The 16,619-nt window shown below is 64.0% G+C and carries 15 protein-coding genes and 1 other RNA gene; 10 read left to right on the top strand and 6 right to left on the bottom strand.

The features are described 5' to 3' along the window. Positions 1 to 4 precede the first annotated feature (4 nt). Both LCM4576_RS08830 and LCM4576_RS08825 read right to left on the bottom strand, forming a co-directional pair. A complete protein-coding gene (locus LCM4576_RS08830) occupies positions 5 to 1,183 on the bottom strand; it encodes a lytic murein transglycosylase (protein WP_071031728.1) in 1,179 nt (392 codons plus the stop codon). A gap of 184 nt (positions 1,184 to 1,367) precedes the next feature. Continuing rightward, positions 1,368 to 2,159 carry a GH25 family lysozyme gene (locus LCM4576_RS08825; RefSeq protein ID WP_071031727.1) on the bottom strand — a complete coding sequence of 264 codons (792 nt, stop codon included), beginning with the start codon at positions 2,157 to 2,159 and terminating at the stop codon, positions 1,368 to 1,370. A gap of 288 nt (positions 2,160 to 2,447) precedes the next feature. On the opposite strand from LCM4576_RS08825, the gene LCM4576_RS08820 reads away from it, so the two are divergent. Continuing rightward, on the top strand, positions 2,448 to 3,830 hold the full coding sequence (locus tag LCM4576_RS08820; protein WP_071031750.1) for a serine hydrolase: 1,383 nt from the start codon (positions 2,448 to 2,450) through the stop codon (positions 3,828 to 3,830). A 9-nt stretch (positions 3,831 to 3,839) separates the two neighbouring features. On the opposite strand, the gene LCM4576_RS08815 is transcribed toward LCM4576_RS08820, so the two are convergent. Genes LCM4576_RS08815 through LCM4576_RS08805 form a run of 3 tightly spaced genes read right to left on the bottom strand, consistent with a single transcriptional unit; the run spans position 3,840 to position 9,477 of the window. Then, a complete protein-coding gene (locus tag LCM4576_RS08815) occupies positions 3,840 to 4,505 on the bottom strand; it encodes a class I SAM-dependent methyltransferase (protein WP_071031726.1) in 666 nt (221 codons plus the stop codon). Continuing rightward, complete coding sequence (locus tag LCM4576_RS08810; protein WP_071031725.1) at positions 4,502 to 5,800, bottom strand: DUF3419 family protein; 1,299 nt, start codon at positions 5,798 to 5,800, stop codon at positions 4,502 to 4,504. The genes LCM4576_RS08815 and LCM4576_RS08810 overlap by 4 nt, the downstream gene beginning before the upstream one ends. Positions 5,801 to 5,844: 44 nt before the next feature. After that, positions 5,845 to 9,477: a hydantoinase B/oxoprolinase family protein gene (locus tag LCM4576_RS08805; RefSeq protein ID WP_071031724.1), complete on the bottom strand. Its 3,633-nt coding sequence runs from the start codon at positions 9,475 to 9,477 to the stop codon at positions 5,845 to 5,847. 175 nt (positions 9,478 to 9,652) lie between these two features. Here LCM4576_RS08805 and LCM4576_RS34560 point away from each other — a divergent pair, with 175 nt between their 5' ends. The 7 genes from LCM4576_RS34560 to LCM4576_RS08775 all read left to right on the top strand — a co-directional run bounded on the left by LCM4576_RS34560 (position 9,653) and on the right by LCM4576_RS08775 (position 13,613). Beyond that, positions 9,653 to 9,859, top strand: coding sequence for a hypothetical protein (locus LCM4576_RS34560; RefSeq protein WP_082047404.1), 207 nt, complete (start codon positions 9,653 to 9,655; stop codon positions 9,857 to 9,859). A 135-nt stretch (positions 9,860 to 9,994) separates the two neighbouring features. Then, positions 9,995 to 10,714 (top strand): DnaJ family molecular chaperone, encoded by a 720-nt coding sequence (locus LCM4576_RS08800; protein ID WP_071031749.1) that lies wholly within the window; start codon positions 9,995 to 9,997, stop codon positions 10,712 to 10,714. Then, the gene (locus tag LCM4576_RS08795) at positions 10,711 to 11,496 is read left to right on the top strand and encodes an N-acetylmuramoyl-L-alanine amidase (protein WP_071031723.1); all 786 of its coding nucleotides are present in this window, start codon (positions 10,711 to 10,713) and stop codon (positions 11,494 to 11,496) included. Before LCM4576_RS08800 ends, LCM4576_RS08795 begins: the two co-directional genes overlap by 4 nt. Before the next feature lie 167 nt (positions 11,497 to 11,663). Continuing rightward, positions 11,664 to 12,371 (top strand): lytic transglycosylase domain-containing protein, encoded by a 708-nt coding sequence (locus LCM4576_RS08790; protein WP_071031722.1) that lies wholly within the window; start codon positions 11,664 to 11,666, stop codon positions 12,369 to 12,371. A gap of 135 nt (positions 12,372 to 12,506) precedes the next feature. Continuing rightward, positions 12,507 to 12,902, top strand: an RNA gene (gene rnpB / locus LCM4576_RS08785) — RNase P RNA component class A. A 151-nt stretch (positions 12,903 to 13,053) separates the two neighbouring features. Further along, complete coding sequence (locus LCM4576_RS08780; RefSeq protein ID WP_040982280.1) at positions 13,054 to 13,338, top strand: type II toxin-antitoxin system ParD family antitoxin; 285 nt, start codon at positions 13,054 to 13,056, stop codon at positions 13,336 to 13,338. Beyond that, positions 13,335 to 13,613 (top strand): type II toxin-antitoxin system RelE/ParE family toxin, encoded by a 279-nt coding sequence (locus LCM4576_RS08775; RefSeq protein WP_244510718.1) that lies wholly within the window; start codon positions 13,335 to 13,337, stop codon positions 13,611 to 13,613. The genes LCM4576_RS08780 and LCM4576_RS08775 overlap by 4 nt, the downstream gene beginning before the upstream one ends. A gap of 21 nt (positions 13,614 to 13,634) precedes the next feature. On the opposite strand, the gene LCM4576_RS08770 is transcribed toward LCM4576_RS08775, so the two are convergent. Beyond that, positions 13,635 to 14,750 (bottom strand): cystathionine gamma-lyase, encoded by a 1,116-nt coding sequence (locus tag LCM4576_RS08770; protein WP_071031720.1) that lies wholly within the window; start codon positions 14,748 to 14,750, stop codon positions 13,635 to 13,637. A gap of 396 nt (positions 14,751 to 15,146) precedes the next feature. Here LCM4576_RS08770 and mraZ point away from each other — a divergent pair, with 396 nt between their 5' ends. Then, positions 15,147 to 15,605: a division/cell wall cluster transcriptional repressor MraZ gene (mraZ, locus tag LCM4576_RS08765; protein ID WP_071031719.1), complete on the top strand. Its 459-nt coding sequence runs from the start codon at positions 15,147 to 15,149 to the stop codon at positions 15,603 to 15,605. After that, positions 15,602 to 16,618, top strand: a complete 1,017-nt coding sequence (gene rsmH / locus LCM4576_RS08760) for a 16S rRNA (cytosine(1402)-N(4))-methyltransferase RsmH (protein WP_071031718.1) — start codon at positions 15,602 to 15,604, stop codon at positions 16,616 to 16,618. The genes mraZ and rsmH overlap by 4 nt, the downstream gene beginning before the upstream one ends. Position 16,619: the final 1 nt, after the last annotated feature.

Here is a 16,619-nt window from a genome sequence, read left to right as displayed (position 1 = left end):
GGGGCTACAATTTTGCCAGCAGTTCCGGCGTCGGCCAACCATCCACGGGCAGGCCCAGCCGCGCCTGCTCCTTGCGGATCGCTTCGCGGGTGTTGGTGCCGAGGATGCCGTCGACCGTGCCGACGTCGTAGCCCTTGGCTTCGAGCTTGGTCTGCAGCGCCTTCATCTGGTCGCCGCTGAGGCCCTGTTCGGGCGTGCGCGGATCGAATTGCGGCGCGCCGGCGAGGCGCGTGGCAAGCACGGCCGCCGTCAGCGCGTAGGTGAAGGACTGGTTCCATTCCAGATAGACGTCGAAATTGTCGTAGGTCAGGAAGGCCGGACCCTTGCGGCCCATCGGCAGCGCCAGGCCGGCTTTCAGACCATTGTCGATGAGCGGGTTGCCATTGGGTTCGGTGACGCCCCATTGCGCCCATTGCGACAACGGCAGCTTGTTGGTGCGGCCGGTCTGGTCCCATGGCATCTCGTCGGGGACGCGCACTTCCTGGACCCAGGGCTGGTCACGCTTCCAGCCGCGCGACATGATTTTGTTGGCGGTCGTCATGATGACGTCCGGCACGCTGTTCCTGAGATCGACCTTGCCGTCGCCGTCGCCATCGACGCCCTTGGCAAGATAGTCGGTCGGCAGGATCTGCGTCTGGCCGATCTCGCCGGCCCAGGCGCCCTTGACGTCGGCCGGCAGCACGCCGCGGTCGATCAGGGTGAGCAGCGGCACCAATTGCTGCCGGAACAGCTGAGGCCGGCGGCAGTCATGCGAGAGCGTCACCAGCGCGTTCAGCGTGTGGAAATCGCCCTGCACGGCGCCGAAATCGGTCTCCAACCCCCAGAAGGCGGCGATGATCGCCGGCTGGACGCCGAACTCCTTGTCGGCGCGGTCGAAGACGTCGGCATATTTCTTCAGATTGGCCGCGCCCTGCTTCAGGCGGTAGGCCGAGATCATGCGGTTGGCGAATTCGGTGAAGGTCTGGGTGAAGACGCCCTGGGCGCGGTCGCGCGCCAACGCGCGCTCATCGATAGTGGCGTCCTCCAACGCGTCGAGGCCGGTGGCGCCGACGCCGGCCGCCTTGGCTTCGGCCGCGACGGCCTGCTTCCAGGCCTCGAAATCGCCGCCGCATTCCTGTGCCGCGACGGGCAGCGCCGACGCGCCGAGGAAGAGCGCCGCCAGGATTTCAACGCGCAATCGCATCGCTTTCCTTTCGAGACCGGCGCATGGCCCCATCGTGGTCCCGGATCGGGATCGGACAGGCGCATGCGAGGATTTCAAAGTTCGGGAGCCGCGCCATACACTCGCGCGAAAGCGCCGCTCCGGATTACCAGCGGTTGCATGTTTCGCCGCCCGCCGTGTCGAAAAGCAGGCGGGGGATCGGTTGTCAACGGGTGTTCTGCCGCAGCCACTTCTTCCAGGCGGCTTCCGAGCCGTTGAAGACGTTGATGTCGGACTTGCCGGTCATGCCGGGCACGATGCCGGTGCCGGTGTACTGCCAGAAGGTGAAGGGATGACTGCCGTATTTTTCGCGCGGGTGGCCGGCGACCGAGCGCAGCCAATAGGGATAGCCGCGGAAGCTCGCCAACTGGTTGTCGTCGAAGAAGTCGAGCGAGGTGTAGATGATCGGCTTCTTGCCGTAATGGCGCTCGACCATTTGCAGGAAAACGCTCATTTCGCTGCGCACGGTGGCCGGGTCGGGGCGCAGCCTGCATGTCGGCGATTTCGGGTTCCATTCCATGTCGAGCACCGGCGGCATCGCCGACGGGTCCCGCGGGACATTGGCGATGAACCAGYGCGCCTGGGTCTCGGCCGGCGTGCAGAAATAGAAGAAGTGATAGGCCGCGCGCGGAATTCCGGCAGCCTTGGTGCGCGCCCAGTGCTCGTTGAAATAGTCGTCGAAACGATCGCCGCCTTCCGTCGCCTTGATGAAGGCGAAGGAGATGCCGCTGGCTCTCGCCGTGGGCCAATCGACCGAGGTCTGGTATTTGGAAACATCCGTGCCGTGGATGGCGTAGGTCCACGGCGCGCCGCTGTCCCACTCATGCGGCTTGGAGTCCTCGAATTTGGGCGCGCGCACGGCAACAGTCTGCGCGGAGGGCGACAACGGCGAAAGGTCGTCGACGGTCGAGCAGGCGCAGAGCAGCGTCAGCATCAGGATGGCCGCAAGACGGCGCATGACATTCCCCGAGCCGGGTCCAGCCGGCCGCTGATGGGTCTTTGCAGATGGCCGTTGCTTGCGCAGGCCCCTCCGGACGGTCGCCCCACAGGACCGCCCCAACTGCTGTTGTCTGTCCATGTCGTTGTCCCAAAACCGCTGCGCACTTTTGGGCGACATGAAGCAGTAGATCGCCGAACATGGTTGAGAATCCATTGACGGCGCTCGACAACGCCGATGATTTTGCGGAAGCAATGGCGGCAAATCAATGACATAAATCGAGCCGGCGAATCCAAAAGGCGGGGAAAGATGCGGGCTGTCGTGAAGTTCATCAAATGGCTGCTTGGCCTTGCGGTCCTGGCGGTCGCGGCGCTCTTCGCCTGGCTCTATTTCGCCCCGCCCGAGCTGATCCGCGTCGGCTCCGGCTATTCGGCCAAGATCGTCTGCTCGAACGTCTTCATCGCCGGCCGCGACCCGAACCAGGTGCTGGCGGTCGACGTGCAGGCGCCGGGCCATCCGCTGCTCAGGCTGATGAAGGTGTCGGTCGACAGAGAAAGGGGGATGGTTTCGRCTGGGCTGCTCTGGGTTTTCGGCAAGAGCGTTGCCGTAGAACGCTTCGGCGTCGGCTGCGCATCGGTTCCCGACGGCGATACCGGCAAAGCGCGGCAGACCTCGCTGCGTGCGGTGCCGCCCGCCGCGGCGCAGCCTGATGCGCTCTGGCCCGAGGGCGAGCGGGTGGATGCTTCGCAGAACCCGGAAGTGGCGAAGATCGTCGACGATGCCGCCATGGCCGGCATCGGCATGCGCGCCATCGTGGTGGTGAAGAACGGCCGCGTCGTAGCGGAACGTTATGGTGAGGGTTTTTCGGCCAAGACGCCGCTGCTCGGCTGGTCGATGACCAAGACGGTGAATGCGGCCATCGTCGGGACCCTGGTCAAGGACGGCAAGCTGGCGATCGACAACAAGGGCCTGTTCGYGCCGTGGAAGGCCGATGGCCGCGCCGCCATCAGCCTTGCCGACATGATGGCGATGTCGAGCGGGCTGGCGTTCAACGAGGATTATGGCGATGTCGCCGATGTGACGCGCATGCTCTATCTCGAGCCGGACATGGCGGGCTTTGCCGAGGCCCAACCGCTGACCGGCGAGGTGGGAAAAGTATTTTCCTATTCGAGCGGCACGGCGGTGATGCTGTCGAGATTGTGGCAGGACGCGATCGGYGACAAGGCGAAGGCGCTGGCATGGCCGCGCACGGCGCTGTTCGAGCCGCTCGGCATGAAGAGCGCCGTGCTCGAAACCGACGAGCAGGGCACTTTCGTCGGCTCGTCCYATCTCTACGCCACGGCGCATGACTGGGCGCGCTTCGGCCAGTTTCTGCTGCAGGGTGGCGTCTGGAACGGAAACCAGATCCTGCCGGCCGGGTTCGTCGACTGGATGCGCGAGCCGGCGCTGGCCTCGAAGGTCTATGGCAAAGGCCAGCTCTGGATCGAGGGCCCGGGCGATGAGGAAAAGCCCGGTGYGGGCGTCGCCGCAGGCTTGCCCAAGGACACCTATTGGATGGAAGGCCATGACGGCYAGACGGCGGCGATCATCCCGTCGGAGCAACTGGTGGTGGTGCGGCTTGGGCTGACGCCGGCGAAATTCGGCTATCGGCCGCAGACCATGGTGGGCGCGCTGGTGAAGGCGCTGCATTGATAGCGATTGCTATCTGCCGGATCCGATCACGCCCAGCCAGGCATAGCCGCGATAAAGCGTTCTGAAACGGAAGGTTGCGCCGGTGCGCTGCGATTCCGATTCAAGCACGTCGCGCAGCGACGCGCGTGGTGTGACATGGAATTTCCGCAGCCAGCCGCGCAGGAGCGCGCGGAACCAGCGCGGCAGTCCTTCCTGCTGGCCGAAATCGACGACGTGCAGCGAACCGCCGGGGGCGAGCGCAGCAAGGGCGGCCGATACGGTCTTTTCCCAGCCGGGGATCATCGACAGCGAATAGGAGACAAAGACGCGGTCGAAGCGTTCGATGCCGAAGAGAGCCTTGGCGTCGAAATCGGTGGCGTCGCCGCGCGCCAGGCTGACCTTGCCGGAGAGACCTTCACGAGCGATGGCCGCGTTTGCCGTCTCCAGCATCTCGGCCGAGATATCCAAACCGAAGAAGCGGGCCTGCGGATAGCGGCGGGCGGCAAGCGCTATATTGCGGCCGGTGCCGCAGCCAAGCTCAAGGACGGTGCCGCCCTGCGGCACGTCCAGCCCGCGGATCAGACGGTCACGGCCGAGCAGGTAGTACTTGCGGGTGAGGTCATAGATATGGCGCTGCCAGCGGTAGACGCCGTCCATCAGTTCGGCGTGGCTGGCCGGCAGGTCCGTCGTGCTCATGCGRCACGCTTCACATAGAGGTGGAAGCCGCCATAGATCGCCGAGCGGTCTTTTGCCGAGAATTCGCGCGAGGCGTCGGCCTCGTAGGTCCATTGGTCGAGCAGCGAACTGGAGACGCGGCCAGGCAGCAAGCTGGGCTCCGCCGCGGTGCGGAATATGACGCKCGCGCCCACCGAAGCGGTGCGGGTGATCTCGGTCCACAGCGCGTTGAGCAGGTCGTCGGTCATCCAGTCCTGCGCGTCGAGCAGGACGAAGCGGTCGACGCTGCCCGCCTCCTTGGCCGCCAGGAACTTGATCAGGTTGGCATGGTGGATGGCGACGCGATCGATGTTGTCGCGGATCGTCTTGTAGTTGCGCTGTTCCAGATAGGCCGGCAGCGCTGCCTCGCCAGGTTGTGGATAGCGGCGGGCGAAGGCCTGCCAGGCGAAGTAATTGTTCTTCAGCGGGAAGTCGCAGGCTAGCTTTTCCAGCCGTGCCTTCAGCACGCTCGCCATCGAGCCGTCGCCGGAGGTGATCAGCGAATCGTACTGCGCCGGCGGAATGYCGAGGCCGAACAGAGAGGCTTTGCGTGACGTCGCCCAGCGCAGGAGCTTCTTGTCGAAGACCGGCGCCAGTTCCTCGTTGAAGAAGCGACGCTGCTCGCCGATATTCTGCGCCTTCATGATGCCGGCCGGGTCGACACCGAACAGCTTGCCGACACGATGGCCCATGGCGATGAATAGGCCGAGCAGGCCGGTCTGGTAKAAGTTGCGGTCGAAGACCGAGATGCGGCGGCGGCCGCGCCAATTGCGGCGCTCCCAGTAATGGCGACTCACCGGATCGAGATGCGGTGCGATGAAGCGGTCATAGGCGTCCGAATTGTGGCTGGTGCCGGCGGCGCCGAAGAAGCGGAACAGGTCGCCTTGCGACGGCAGGTGTCGCACYGCTTCCAGCTTCATGCGGTTCAGCGCGATGTGCGCGGCGTTGAGATCGACGGCGTCGACCCKGGCCGGCGAGCGGGTCAGGTAGGCCAGGATGTTGCAGCCGCCCGAAGCGATCGTGACGACCCGGTGACCGGCGCCAAGCTGCATGGCCTCCATGTCGACGTCGGGGTCTTCCCAGATCTGCGGATAGACGAGGCCGGAGAACAGGAAGGCGAAGAGCCGCTCGGAAATGCCATCCTTCGACAATGCCCGGTTCTGGTAGACCGCCTTTCCGACTTCCTTGCCACGACGATAAACGAGTTCTCCGGATACGTCCGACATGGAATGGCGATTCCCCGTTTGCGTTGGCGCAAGCGGGTAGCGCAGCGTCATGACAGGCAGGTGACAGCCTGTTGACGGCAGGCCGTCACGAATTCTTACGATTTTCCGAACGCCCCCGGCGTCGGCGTGGTGACGATGACGGCCTCGCCGGCGTCGAGCGTGGTCTGGTCGCAGGCCTTCAGTACATCGATCGAGCCGTCATTGCGCCTGACCTTGGTCGAGCCGGCCTCGCCGTCGCCGCCGCCTTCGAGGCCTTGAGGAGGCCGATTGCGGTGCGAGGACAGGATCGCGCATTCCATCTTTTCAAGGAAGCGGATGGTGCGCCTGGTGCCGTCGCCGGCATTCCACTTGCCCTTACCGCCGGAACCCTCGCGGATGTGGAAGTCTTCCAGCACGACGGGGAAGCGCAGTTCCAGCACCTCCGGGTCGGTGAGGCGCGAATTGGTCATATGGGTGTGCACGCCGGAGGTGCCGGCGAAGCCGCGGCCCGAATTCATTCGGCCGGCCGGCGAGCCGGAGCAGATCGTCTCGTAATACTGGTATTTCCTGTTGCCGAAGGTGAGGTTGTTCATCGTGCCTTGYGCATTGGCGATCGCGGCCATCGCGCCGAACAGCGCGTTGGTGACATGCTGCGAGRTCTCGACATTGCCGGCGACGACGGCGGCAGGGTAGGCGGGCTTCAGCATCGAGCCGTCTGGGATGACGATGTTGATCGRCCGCAGACATCCGGCATTCATCGGGATCATGTCCTCGACCATGACGCGGAAGGCATAGAGCACGGCGGCGCGCGCTACCGGCTCCGGCGCGTTGAAATTGTTCTTCATGACCGGCGAGGTGCCGGTGAAATCGACGGTCGCCTCGCGCTTCTGGCGATCGACGGTGATCTTGACCCTGATCACCTGGCCGGTGTCGGTGGGGTATTCGTAAGCGGCGCTGTCGGGAAGCCRTTCGATCACGCGGCGCACGCTCTCGGCGGCATTGTCCTGGACATGGCCCATATAGGCTTCGACGACATCGAGGCCGAAATGCGCGACCATCTTGCGCAGTTCCGCCACGCCCTTTTCGTTGGCGGCGATCTGCGCCTTCAGGTCGGCGATGTTCTGGACGGGATTGCGCGCGGGGTAAGGATGGTCGGTGAGCAGCGTCTCCAGCTCCTTCTCACGGAAGCGGCCGCGATCGACGATGCGGAAATTGTCGAACAGCACGCCTTCCTCGTCGACCGTCGTGGCCAAAGGCGTCATCGAGCCGGGCGCGGTGCCGCCGACATCGGCGTGGTGGCCGCGCGAGGCCGCCCAGAACAGGATCTCCTCGCGCGCATCGTCGAAGACAGGCGTCACCACGGTGATATCGGGCAAATGCGTGCCGCCATTGTAAGGCGCATTGAGCGCGAACACGTCGCCCGGATGGATGTCGCCGGAATTCAGGCGGATGATGGTTTCGACGGAACGGTCCATTGAGCCGAGATGCACCGGCATGTGCGGTGCGTTGGCCACCAGCGCGCCATGGCGGTCGAAGACGGCGCAGGAGAAGTCGAGCCGTTCCTTGATGTTGACCGAATAGGCGGTGTTCTRCAGTGTCACGCCCATCTGCTCGGCAATCGACATGAAGAGGTTGTTGAAGACCTCCAACATCACCGGATCGGCCTCGGTGCCGAGCGCCGCGACGCGCACCTTCCGTTCCATCCGGCGGATCACGACGTGGTCGAGGCTGGTGATTTCGGCCCGCCAGCCCGGCTCGACGACGATGGTCTGGTTCGGCTCGATGATCAGCGCGGGTCCCGCTACCGTGTTGGACGGTCGCAGGTTTTCACGGCGATAGACGCCGGCTTCGCGCCAGCGGCCCTCGGTGTAGATGCGCCRGCTTTCCGAAGGCTTGACCTCGACCCCCGCCGATCGGGCAGGGGCATACGCTTCGGCCTTGTCCTGTCGAGCCGTCTCCATGCCTTCGACGGCAACGGTCTCGACGACGATCGGCTTGTCGTCGTAGACGAAACCGAACTGCGCCCTGTGCGCGGCCTCGAAATCGCTCCTCGCGCGGAAGGTCGAGCCATGCTCGAAATTCACCGGCAGCGCCGTATCGGTGCCGTCATAGCGAATATGCAGGACAGGTCTCGTTGAAACCGCGTCCTCGGCAATGCCCTGCTTGCCAAGCTCGGCGACAACGTCGGTGCGCAAGGCAGCGATGAGTGTCTCGATCGCCGCGCGGGATTCTTCGGCAAGCGGCTCCAGCAGCGCCTGCTGGCGTGAGGCGAAGACCGACGAAAGGCCGATGYCGTAAGCCGAAAGCAGCCCCGAAAAAGGATGGATGAGCACGGCCTCCATGCCGAGCGCGTCGGCGACGAGGCAGGCGTGCTGACCGCCGGCACCGCCGAAGCAATTGAGGAGGTATTCGGTGACGTCGTAGCCGCGCTGCACCGAGATCTTCTTGATGGCATTGGCCATGTTCTCGACAGCGATGGTGACAAAGCCTTCGGCCACCGCCTCGGGCGTTCGGCCGTCGCCGATCTCGGCGGCAAGTGCTGCAAATTTTTCGCTAACCGTGCCGATGTCGAGCGGCTGGTCCTGGCTCGCGCCGAAGATCGCCGGGAAGAAATCGGGCTGCAATTTGCCGAGCATGACATTGGCGTCGGTGACGGCGAGCGGACCACCGCGCCGGTAAGCGGCTGGGCCTGGATTGGCGCCGGCGGAATCCGGACCGACGCGGAAACGGCCCGCTTCATAATGCAGGATCGAGCCGCCGCCGGCGGCGACGGTGTGGATGCRCATCATCGGCGCGCGGATGCGCACGCCGGCGACCTCGGTGTCGAAGGCGCGTTCGTATTCCCCATCATAGTGGGCAACGTCGGTCGAGGTGCCGCCCATGTCGAAGCCGATGACCTTCTCGAAGCCTGCGAGCTTCGCCGTCTCGACCATGCCGACGACTCCGCCTGCCGGCCCCGAAAGCAGCGCGTCCTTGCCCTGGAAYATGTCGGCGGCGGTCAGTCCGCCAGACGACATCATGAACATCAGGCGCGGGCCGGGGCCTAGCTCTCTCGCCACCCGCCGCACGTAACGCGACAGGATAGGCGACAGATAAGCGTCGACCACGGTGGTGTCGCCGCGGCCGACCAGCTTGATGAGCGGCGAGACCTCGTGGGAGACCGAGATCTGGCTGAAGCCGATCTTGCGGCAGACTTTCGCGACGGCCTTTTCGTGGTCCGGATATTTCCAGGCATGCATGAAGACAATGGCGACCGCGTCGATGCCGTCCGCCCTGGCCTGTTCGATCGCCGGGCGGCAGGCCGCGATGTCGAGCAGGCGCTCGACGCAGCCGTCGGCGCGCACGCGCTCGTCGATCTCGACGACGCGCTCGTAGAGCTGCTCCGGCAGGATGATCTCCTTGGCGAAAATGTCCGGCCTCGCCTGATAGGCAATGCGCAAGGCGTCGCGAAAACCCTTGGTGATGAGCAGAAGCACGCGGTCGCCCTTGCGCTCGAGCAACGCATTGGTGGCAACGGTCGTGCCCATTTTGACGTCGCCGATCGCGGCGGCGGAAATGGBGGCGCCCGCTTTCAAGCCCAGCAGGTCGCGGATRCCCTGGATAGCGGCGTCCGCATAGGCCTCGGGATTCTCGGAAAGAAGTTTTCGAGGGTGCAAGTGTCCCTGCGGATCACGGCCGATGATGTCGGTGAAAGTGCCGCCGCGGTCGATCCAGAAGTCCCATTTATTTGTTTCCGCGGCTGCCGGCATTCTGCTTATCCATCATGTCTTCGAGCGTATGTTCTGTTAGTTTGGGATTTCCGCGCCAGCAATCGCAAGTTGATGTTACACATAGAAATGCAACGTTACGAAACCGGCAGCCTGCTGATGCATTTCCCCTGCGACCGCTCACCGAAATGTGAGCGTCTGTCGAAGGAGAGATACCATGAAGAAGATCATCCTGGCGTCTGTGTCGGCGCTCGCCCTGTTGGGGGTCGCGGCTTGTAGCGACAATGGTACCGACAAGACCACAACCCAGAGCACCACTCCCCCGGCCAACGAGCAGCCCATGAAGCCAGCTTCGCCCGACGCTTCGAAGCCTGCTGAACCGGCTCCGGCAACAAATCCGGCTCCTGCCGCGCCCGCGCAGTAAGAGCCTGACCGACAGCATCGAAGAAGGCCGGCAATGCCGGCCTTCTTTTTGCGCCATCGATCCCGTACATCGCGATTACCCCTGCGGCATCGTCCCGGCTTGATAGAACCGCCCGGTTCGCACTATGAAGCCGACATGTCGATTTGGGACCGCCTTGGCGACTTCATCGCTCGTGTTTCGTCGTCGGCGTCCTCGGGAGTCGCGGATGTCGTGGAAGCCGTGCGCACCGTGTTTTCCGGCGATCCGGACCTGCGCCGGCGCGTGGCTTTCTCGGTGGYAATGATCGCGCTTTCGGCCAAGATGGCCAAGGCCGACGGCATCGTGACGCAGGACGAGGTGCGCGCCTTCCAGGAAATCTTCGAGGTGCCGCCGAGCGAGACACGCAATGTGGCGCGGCTTTACGATATCGCCAAGCAGGACGTCGCCGGCTTCGAGACCTATGCCCAGCGCATGGCGCAGCTCTGCGGTTCCGGCCATGYCAACTGCATGATGCTGGAAGACATACTCGACGGGCTGTTCCATATCGCCAAGGCGGACGGGCTCATCCATGAGCGGGAAGGGCAATTCCTGCACCGGATCGCCGAGATCTTTCGGATCGACGAGGTGCATTACGAGGCGATCCTGTCCAGGCACGTCAATCTCGGCGCCGCCGATCCTTACGTCGTTCTGGGCATCGAACGCGGCAAGCCGTTCGAGGAGATCAGAAAACGCTATCGCAAGCTGATCTCCGACAATCATCCGGACAGGTTGATCGCGCGCGGCCTGCCGCAGGAATTCATCAAGATCRCCACGAGCAGGGTCGCGGCGATCAATGCCGCCTATGAGATGATCGAGYGGGGCCTCAGGCACGCATGAGCGGCTTTTCGCCCGACCAGCCAGGCGCCGAGGTCCGGGTCTCGCCGAATTTCGGTCCGCGCCGCGAGACGCTTCGGCCCGATATGATCGTGCTGCATTATACCGGCATGGCAAGCGGCGCCGGCGCCGAGGCGTGGCTGTGCGATCCGGCAAGCGAAGTATCCTCGCACTATCTTGTTCATGAGGACGGCCGCATCGTGCAGATGGTGCGCGAGAGCGACCGCGCCTGGCATGCCGGCAAGAGCTCCTGGCTCGGCCGTACCGACATCAACTCCTGTTCGGTCGGCATCGAGATCGTCAATCCCGGGCATTCGCTGGGCTACAAGGCTTTCCCGAGGCGGCAGATCGGCGCCGTGATCGAGTTGTGCGCGGGTATCGTGGGCCGTTATTCGATCCCCGCGGCAAGGGTGCTCGCGCATTCGGATGTGGCCCCGGGCCGCAAGGTTGATCCCGGCGAGAAATTTCCCTGGAAGGCGCTGTTCGCGGCCGGTATCGGCCACCTCGTGCCGGCCGCGGCGATAAAGCCCGGCGCCGCGCTGAAGGCCGGCGACACAGGCTCCGATGTCGAGACGCTGCAGTCGATGCTGGCGCTCTACGGCTATGGCGTCGAGATATCGGGTGAATACGACAAGCACACGGAAATCGTCGTGGCAGCGTTCCAGCGACATTTCCGGCGGCGCCTGGTCGATGGCGTGGCGGACAAATCGACGATCCGCACGCTGGAACGGCTCCTGGCTACCCCAAAGGCAGGCACCGTCAAACAGTCGCCACAAGTTCCTTAAATTACAATCTGTCATTTAAAGTGAATTGCGCCGCCTTCATTGGCRCCAATTCCGCCTGCAAATGCCCGTCCTGCAAGTTGTCGGGCGTCTATCCCCCCAAGGCGCCCGATGTTGAGTTGACCTAACTGCGTGAAGTTCTTCGCGCGGCTCTAACAGAACAGGACTACATGCAAAGATTGACCGTTGTAGCGGCAGCCGTTGCTGCCGGAGTGATGACTCTTGCCTTCAATCCAGCGAACAGTGCCCCTCTGAGCTTACGGGGTGACAATGGCTTTGCGGCCGCCCCCGCGGCACCGAAGGCAAGCCCGGCCGCCACGGGTTCAAAGATCAAAAGAACCGCCCCGACCAAGCTAGAGAAGGTCGCTGTCGCCAAAGCGGCGAAAAAATCAGTAAGGCGCAATTCGAAGCGCAACAGGCAGACCATCGACCTGACCGCGACAGCCTCCATCCATCCTGAGAAGCCGGCTTTGTCGGCCTCCGCGACGGGGGGCGGCCAATATTCGGCGATCATTGCCCGCTATGCCGGGAGCTATGGTGTGCCGGTGTCGCTGGCGAGGGCCGTCATCAAGATCGAAAGCAACTACAGGCCGAACATGGTCGGCAGCGCCGGCGAGATCGGCCTGATGCAGATCAAGCCGGCCACGGCGCGCATGATGGGCTACACCGGTTCGGCCAAGGGGCTGTTCGATCCCGACACCAACATCAAATACGGCATGAAGTATCTCGCCATGGCGCAAGGTCTCGGCGGCGRCACCACCTGCGGCACGATCCTGAAATACAATGCCGGCCATGGCGCGACGCGGATGAATCCGATCTCGGCCGCCTATTGCAGCAAGGTGAAGGTGCAGATGGCGGCGCTGGGTTCGCCGGCCTGAGYCCGTCGTCGAAGTGGATTTGGGCAAGGCGTGTCTATTTCATGCATGTCGTTGTCCCAGATCCACTGCGCTTCGGGCGCTCACCCCAGCTTTTTCGTTTGCGTTTTCAAGCGGGAATCCCTTTATACGCCCTTGCCARCTGGCCGGGCGGCCGCGCCCGCGAGAGCCGAAAGGCTGCGGGTGAGGAAAGTCCGGGCTCCATGGAGACACGGTGCCGGCTAACGGCCGGCGGGGGCAACCCCAGGGAAAGTGCCACAGAAAGCAAACCGCCCCGGCATTGCCGAGGCAAGGGTGAAAGGGTGGGGTAAGAGCCCACCGCGCGACTGGCAACAGGAGCGGCACGGCAAACCCCACCGGRAGCAAAACCGAATAGGGGCGGTGCGAAGGGAAACCTTCGAGGGCTGTTTCCGGCCCACCGTCCGGGTAGGTTGCGTGAGGCGCGTGGCAACATGCGCCCAAGATGAATGGCCGCCACGTTCTCGCCGCGAGGCGAGGGCCATACAGAACCCGGCTTACAGGCCAGCTGGCATTTTCTCGTGGCGATAGCTGAACGGGATCAGGAGGTTACGCCGGAAGGCGTGTCTTTTGATTCAACATCGGGGGCGTAATCGCCTGAACGCGGTGAACTGTTCCTTGAAGCTGGTGCGATTAAATCGTACCTTGAGCGAAATAGGAGCACGTTATGGGCCAGGTCGACAAACGCAGCATCACACTTTCGCCGGAGCTGGCGGCGGCCGTCGACGATGTCGTCGCTGCCGGCGAATACGCCTCAGCCAGTGAAGTCATCCGCGACGCGCTCAGGCAATGGAAGGAGCGCCGCGACCTGCTCGGCTACACCATCGAGGAATTGCGGGAGCTGGTGCAGGAGGGCATAGACAGCGGGCCGGCGCTGGACGGCCCTCCCTTGATGGAGCGATTGCGCGCCAAATATGCGGAGATGGCGGAAGCCAAAGGCGCTGACGAGTGAAGTACCGCCTGCTTCCACAGGCATTGGTCGACCTCGAAGCTATCGGCGACTATATCGCCGCGCACAATCCTAATGCCGCAATCCGTTTTGTGGAAACTCTTCAGCAGCGATGGGACTTGCTCACCCTCCATCCCCGATCAGGCGCACCGCGCGACGACATCCTGCCGGGCATTCGCCACCTTGTTGTCGGGGAATACCTTACGTTTTATCGAATTGGCGACGATGCGATCGAAAATCCTCCGCGTGCTGCATGGCCGGCGCAAAATCGTGGCTGACGATCTGATTTAGCGGTCGGACTAGCTGGTGACTTTGTCCAGCGACGACTCGATCGCCTGCCAGAGTTCCTCGACCGGCTCGCAGCCGATCGCCAGGCGCACGAAGCCCGGAGGCACGGCATCGCCGCGCTTCGAGCGCCGCTCGGCCGATGTGTGAACGCCGCCAAAGGACGTTGCGGCTTCGATAAGCGGACAACCGTCGATGAACGCCTCAGCCTGTTCTTCGGAGGCGAGCTCGAAGGAAATCAGGAAGCCGAAGCGCTCCATCTGGGCGCGCGCCAGATTGTGCGAGGCATCGCCCTCGAGCCCGGGGAAGCGCAGGCCGCTGACGGCGCGGTGTCCCTTCAACCGCCGCGCGATGGTTTCAGCCGACGAGCACATGCGGTCGAAGCGCACTTCCAGCGTCTCGATGCCGCGATGCACGAGCCATGCCTCGAACGGACCGGGGATGCCGCCGGCCGTCTCGCGCCAATCCTTCACCCTGGCGACAATGTCGGGATCGCGGCTGGCGACATGGYCGAACAGAACGTCCGAATGGCCATTGATCGCCTTGGTGTCGGCCGACACCACAATGTCCGCGCCAAGATCGAGGGGGCGCTGGCCGAAAGGCGTCATCGTCGTGTTGTCGACGATCAGGACACCTCCTTGCGCATGGACGGCCTTGGCGACGGCGATTATGTCGCAGATGTCCAGTCGCGGGTTCGACGGGCTCTCGACGAAGACCGCCCGGTAGCCGGCGAAACCGCCGTCGAGCATGCTTGCCGTGGGCCGCACGTCATAGCCAACGCCGAGCGGTTTCAGGAAACGTTCGGCCAGCGCGCGGGTCGTGTGATAGCCGTCCGACGGCAAGAGGACGCGGTCGCCCGATTTTACGAGCGCGAAGAAGGCCGCGGAAATCGCCGCCATTCCCGACGGGAAGGCAACGCATTGCGCATCTTCCAGATGGCCAAGCGCATGCTCGACGGCATGCCAGGTCGGGTTGCTGAAGCGGCCGTATTGATCGAAGCCGGTCGCGTCGCCGGGCGCGTGGAAGATCGAGGCCATGGTCAGCGGCAAGGGGATGGGATCGCCCTTGGCGAAACCGGCGCTGCGCAGATGGGCAAGTGTCGCGGCGCGTGACTTCGCGGTGTCGGGCATCAACTCGATCCTTGGCTAGGGCAGAAAACTTCAACCGACGCTATGCGCGCCGGCCGTCCGCAGCAAGCTGCGTCTTTTTGGGCCAGAGGGCTCTAAACGCTTCGTTAGGCTTAATGGACGATAAAGACGAGACGTGCGTTCAGCCTGCGCTTTCTGGTTGTGGCGTGCGTGTTTGTGATGCCTGTTCCCGTTGACGCCCATAGCACCCCATGTTATCCCATTCGCATCATCAAGCTTTCGTTCCGCGTCAGGGTGAAGCGTACGCCAATCGGGCAGCCGCGGCGGCTGCGCGTTTGCCGGTTTTCGCCCCGGTGAGCGAAGCGATTTGTCGCGAGCGCCAGGGCGCGGAAAACAACATGGGAAGGGGTACAGCGGCGGAAGCGGCTGTAGCGTTCATTGGACCGGTTTCTGTCAAATGCGGTGAACAGGATCGATGCGAAGGGGCGGGTGTCCGTTCCGGCGCATTTCCGCGCCGTGGTGCAGAAACGCGGCTATTCGGAACTCTATGCGCTGCGCTGCCTGGACCTACCGGCCATGGATGTTGGCGGCCTCGATTTGCTCGACCGCTACGAGCAGCGGATCGCGCTGGAGGATCCATTCCTGCAGACGGCGGACGACATGTCGTTCTTCTGCCATGGCGACGGCGCGTTTCTGAAACTGGACCAGGACGGCCGCATCACCATGACCGATTTCATCCGCGAGCATACGGGCATCTCGAACGAGGTGGCCTTTGTCGGCCGCGGCAATTTCTTTCAGGTTTGGGAGCCGGGACGGCTTGCCGCCTATGGGGCGCAAGCGCGGGCCAGGCTTTTGCAGCTTCGGCAGGGGACGAAGCCCGGGGAGCGATCGGAATGATGGCTGGCCACGGCGATGACCCTCACGCCGTTGGCGGACTGGCCCGTCACATTCCGGTCCTCCTTGCCGAGGTGCTCGACGCGCTCGCGCCGAAGGCCGGCGATACCATCATCGATGGGACATTCGGAGCCGGCGGCTACACCGGCGCCATCCTCGATCGCGGCGCTTCTGTCGTCGCCATAGACCGCGACCCGGACGCGATCGCGGCGGGCAGGGCGCTCGAAGAACGGGCCGGCGGCCGGCTGAGGCTGGTCCAGGCGCCGTTCTCGACGCTGGACGAGCATGTCGAAAGCGCCGACGGCGTCGTGCTCGACATCGGCGTCTCGTCCATGCAGCTCGACCAGGCCGAGCGCGGTTTTTCCTTTCGCGCCGACGGGCCGCTCGATATGCGCATGGCGCAGGCGGGTCTCTCCGCGGCCGACGTCGTCAACACCTTCAAGGCGGGCGATCTTGCCCGCATCTTCGGCTTTCTCGGCGAGGAACGTCATGCCGGACGCATCGCGCGCATGATCGAGAGCCGGCGCGAGAAGAAGCCTTTCGAGCGCACGCTTGATCTCGCCGACGCCATCCAAACGCATATCGGACGGGGGCCGAAGGACAAGATCCATCCGGCCACGCGCGTCTTCCAGGCACTGCGCATCTTCGTCAATGACGAGCTTGGCGAGCTGGCAAGAGCGCTGCTCGCCGCCGAGCGTGTGCTGAAGCCCGGCGGACGACTTGCCGTGGTGACGTTCCATTCCCTGGAAGACCGCATCGTCAAGCGCTTCATCGCCGACCGTTCCGAAGCCGCAAGCGGCTCTCGCCACATGCCCGATGCGCCCCAGCACGTCGCCACCTTCCGCAAGGCCGGCGGCGGCGTGACGCCCGGAGAAGCCGAGCTGGACGCCAATCCGCGGGCGCGCTCGGCCAGGCTGCGCGCGGCGATCCGCACCGATGCGCYGGCGCGCGCCGGCGATTTTTCGATTTTCGGCCTTCCAAAGCTTCCCGCCGTCGAGCGGCCGGGGGAGAGGTGAG

Source organism: Mesorhizobium sp. LCM 4576, from assembly GCF_001854815.1.
Lineage (GTDB): Bacteria > Pseudomonadota > Alphaproteobacteria > Rhizobiales > Rhizobiaceae > Mesorhizobium > Mesorhizobium plurifarium.
This window is presented reverse-complemented; position numbering and strand designations above follow the sequence as displayed.

Coding starts and splice junctions, on each gene's coding strand:
- LCM4576_RS08830 (WP_071031728.1), bottom strand. CDS start 1,183: ATGCGATTGCGCGTTGAAATCCTGGCGGCGCTCTTCCTCGGCGCGTCG.
- LCM4576_RS08815 (WP_071031726.1), bottom strand. CDS start 4,505: ATGAGCACGACGGACCTGCCGGCCAGCCACGCCGAACTGATGGACGGC.
- LCM4576_RS34560 (WP_082047404.1), top strand. CDS start 9,653: ATGAAGAAGATCATCCTGGCGTCTGTGTCGGCGCTCGCCCTGTTGGGG.
- LCM4576_RS08795 (WP_071031723.1), top strand. CDS start 10,711: ATGAGCGGCTTTTCGCCCGACCAGCCAGGCGCCGAGGTCCGGGTCTCG.
- LCM4576_RS08780 (WP_040982280.1), top strand. CDS start 13,054: ATGGGCCAGGTCGACAAACGCAGCATCACACTTTCGCCGGAGCTGGCG.